Source organism: Halobacteriovorax sp. (assembly GCF_041587335.1).
GTDB lineage: Bacteria > Bdellovibrionota > Bacteriovoracia > Bacteriovoracales > Bacteriovoracaceae > Halobacteriovorax.
In genome coordinates this window covers 1-3,438 of sequence record NZ_JBFGYP010000209.1, presented here as the reverse complement: position 1 = coordinate 3,438, position 3,438 = coordinate 1, and the positions used below count along the sequence as shown (strand labels likewise).

Below are 3,438 nucleotides of genomic sequence, written 5' to 3'. Positions count from 1 at the left end.
TCTAGATTTTCATAGTCCTCAATGTTGATTCCCTTTAAAAGATTGTTTAAACGTAAATAGTCTTTCTCTGTCATGATGATTTCATCATTCATAAGTGCCTCCATAAATTTAAATTTGATTTTGTATTTAATAAATAAGATGATTAAACGCAGGACGGTCTAATCAGTTAATTGACTGTGATAGTTTTCCTAGAAAATATAATACTTGTAGCAGTAAATTTCATAAGGAAATTATACATGAGTTTTGAATTTCAACAAATCAAATTCGCTTTTGTCTAAAGTAGGCTAACTCGCCCATTCATAGCTATAATGAACATCATGAATATTTCTTAATAGCGAGTATATCTCTTGCCTACTTCTTTCTTTAGGCCTTAACCATGAATCGATATGCTCTTCTTTTAAAAATATTGGACAGCGATCATGTCCTCTTTCTTCAATTTCTTTAGGAGGCTCATCTGTAATAAGAGCAAAGGAGTGAAAGAAGATTTTCTCATCTGAACTTCTCCAGAAATCCCATAAACATGGCGCCCACATAACTTCATACTCATCTGGAGAAAAGTTTATTAACTCTTTTCTTCCTTTATGCTCTACCCACTCAAAGAATTTAATAAATGGAAATATTCCATGATTTCTCATAAAGAGATTTGACCATGTCTGTCTTTTCTCTAATGAGTCTACTCTAGCGTTAAAGACATTATACTTACTAGGAATCTCTTCATCAGATCCATTAGGCCTAACCCTATAACGCATAGGAAGTATAGTCCTTCCCTTCTCGCTAGCAGTAATAACTGGAGCAAAGTATCCAGGATATACCCTTCCATCATCCTCAGGTGTTTTAAAGAGTTCTGTCTTTGGTTTTCTCTTTAGTCCCATGATAGATTTTAACTTTTCATTTTCTAACGAAGACGCATAATTTCTCATGTTCTTTAATTGATGAAATGAGGCCACATCAACCTCTGAATGAAATCTCTTAGCTAGATTCTTTATATTCTTATCAATTTGAACGCTAAAGCACATGTCCAGTCCTCAATAGTTTTAATTCTTATAATTTATTATCCAAGTTTTTAAGCTTAAAAACAATGCTGCAGAGTTAAGTGTGTCAAAAGCTTATACAGTCTAGATAAGAATACAGAGAGAAAGTCTCTATGTACTTGTTTTAGCGCTATACCACCTTCTATATATAGGCATCAGAGTTGCATATTATAAAGGGTATATCTTTTTACGACTTTAGGAGAATAATGCACTCAAGACACTACTTGCAAATCTTAATGTTATCTCTACTACTGGCATATATGCCCAGTACTTTAGCAAGTAGTAACTCATCAAAAAAAGTAAGAGAGAAAATTCAAAAGATTGTAAATGACTTCAATAAAAAGAAAAACTTCAATGGCAATGTAGAAGTTAGAAAAGGTGACGAAGTTATTTACTCAAATAGTATAGGAATTGCCAACGACTCCTTTGATGTTCCCCACACAATGAAGTCTAGATTTATGATTGCATCCCTCAGTAAACAGTTTACTGCAGCTGCCATATTAAAACTTGTTGAAGATGAAAAAATATCTCTTGATGATCCTTACTCTCTTTATGTCCCGTGGAGAAAGAGAAGTATTAACTCTCAAAAAGAATGGAATAGCTTTACTATTAAAGAGCTTCTTAATCACACAGCAGGAATTGTAAAAGATATTGAGGCAGGTCCATACTCTTCTAATGAGATGTACAAACCAATTCTAAGCTCTGTAGTTAATGATATGACTAGCAGTAACGATATCTTTATCTACAATAGACCAGAGAAAGGCACGTACTCAAATTTTGGATATCTACTTCTCGCTCACCTTATAGAGAAAGTTAGTGGAATGTACTTTCATGAATACCTCTCCGAAGCATTTTTTAAACCACTTAAAATGAAATCCACTGGTCAATACCATAGAATGTTTAATATTAAATATATGTCTGAAGGATACGCTATTACAGATGGAACAGGTAAGCTCCATAAGCGCTGCTGTCTAGATGCTACGAGCTTTATAGGCTCTCATAGTCTCTACTCCGATCTTCCAGATCTAATGGTTTGGCTAAATGATATTTTCTCTGGAGACTCAAAGGTTCTCTCACAGAGCTCAATAAGAAAGATGACTAGTATTCAATCTTTAATAAATCCTAATCTAACTTATGGCCTTGGTTTTGTAGTCGATGAATGGAAGGGACATAAAAGAGTTTGGCATGATGGAATGGAGACGGGGTTCTTAAGTATCGCCAGTGTTATCAAAGACCTTGGAATAAAGATTGTTATCCTAAGTAATAAGCATGGGGCAGATGTTTACTCTGAAATTCCCTATCCCCACACAATGGTAGATCAAATACTTGAAGTCCTTACAGAAGATCTACCTAAATAAAAATCAAATCTAATATTCTAAATATCTGATTTAACAGGAAGATGTTGCCTGACGCGTCACGAAGTTACGCATAACTTACGCACGTGTATAATAACTAGTATGAACATTACTCATGTCTTTAAACATAAAAATAGTAAGGAGAGACTCTCTCTTCCACTCTATTCAGGTGACCTCTCCTGCGGCCTCTTTGGTATTAGCGAAGACTTCGTTGAGGCGCAACTTTCTCTCGATGAGAAGTTTATGAAAAATAGAGAATCAACCTTCTTTGTCAGGGCCAGTGGAAACTCTATGATGCCAGAGATTAAGTCTGGAGACATTCTCATTGTCGATAGGTCTTACAAAGCTCTAGACCAATCAATAGTTGCAGTTTTTTATAATGGAAATCCACTCTGTAAGAAGCTCTATCAAAAAGGAGAAGAGTGCAGACTTCAGTCACTTCATAAAGACTATCCAGATATTCTTATTGGTGAAGATGATGATCTTCAAATCTTTGGAGTTGTTATTGGCGTAGCCAGGGACTTTAGAAAGTGAGTGAAAAGTCTTTTGCTCTTATAGATTGTAATTCCTTCTACTGCTCCTGTGAGAGGCTCTTTCGTCCAGAACTAGAGGGGAGGCCTGTGATCGTTCTCTCTAATAATGATGGATGTGCCATAGCCAGAACAACAGAGGCCAAGAAATTAGGAATAAAAATGGGTGAGCCCTATTTTAAAATAAAGAACTTCTGTAAAAAGAATGACGTCTCTGTTTTCTCTTCAAACTTTGCTCTTTACACAAATATCTCTCAAAGAGTAATGAATACAATAATTAGAGAGTGCCCAAAGACACAGGTCTACTCTGTAGATGAGGCCTTTGCTGACTTCTCAGGAATAAGAAATAAGCTGAAACACGGGCATCACTTAAAAAAAGTTATAAAAGATCACGTTGGAATTCCTGTGGGAGTAGGAATTGCTCCCACAAAAGTCTTAGCAAAGCTTGCTAATAATATCGCAAAGAAATCACAAAAGGCACAAGGAGTTGTAGATCTAACTCTTCCTAAGTGGCAAGACGTA

At 35.5% G+C, this 3,438-nt stretch carries 3 protein-coding genes and 1 pseudogene; 3 read left to right on the top strand and 1 reads right to left on the bottom strand.

All coding sequences use genetic code 11. The annotated features are described in order from the left end of the window. Window positions 1–284: 284 nt before the first annotated feature. Complete coding sequence (locus ABX784_RS16285; protein ID WP_372656120.1) at window positions 285–1,016, bottom strand: SOS response-associated peptidase family protein; 732 nt, start codon at window positions 1,014–1,016, stop codon at window positions 285–287. 275 nt (window positions 1,017–1,291) lie between these two features. Here ABX784_RS16285 and ABX784_RS16280 point away from each other — a divergent pair, with 275 nt between their 5' ends. The 3 genes and pseudogenes from ABX784_RS16280 to ABX784_RS16270 form a co-directional block, all read left to right on the top strand. Beyond that, entirely contained in the window at window positions 1,292–2,389 is a 1,098-nt protein-coding gene (locus ABX784_RS16280) for a serine hydrolase domain-containing protein (RefSeq protein ID WP_372656119.1), read from the top strand. Window positions 2,390–2,488: 99 nt separating this feature from the next. Beyond that, window positions 2,489–2,920 carry a LexA family protein gene (locus ABX784_RS16275; protein WP_372656118.1) on the top strand — a complete coding sequence of 144 codons (432 nt, stop codon included), beginning with the start codon at window positions 2,489–2,491 and terminating at the stop codon, window positions 2,918–2,920. Beyond that, window positions 2,917–3,438, top strand: a pseudogene (locus tag ABX784_RS16270) (Y-family DNA polymerase); the annotation flags it as partial. The gene ABX784_RS16275 and the pseudogene ABX784_RS16270, both read left to right, overlap by 4 nt.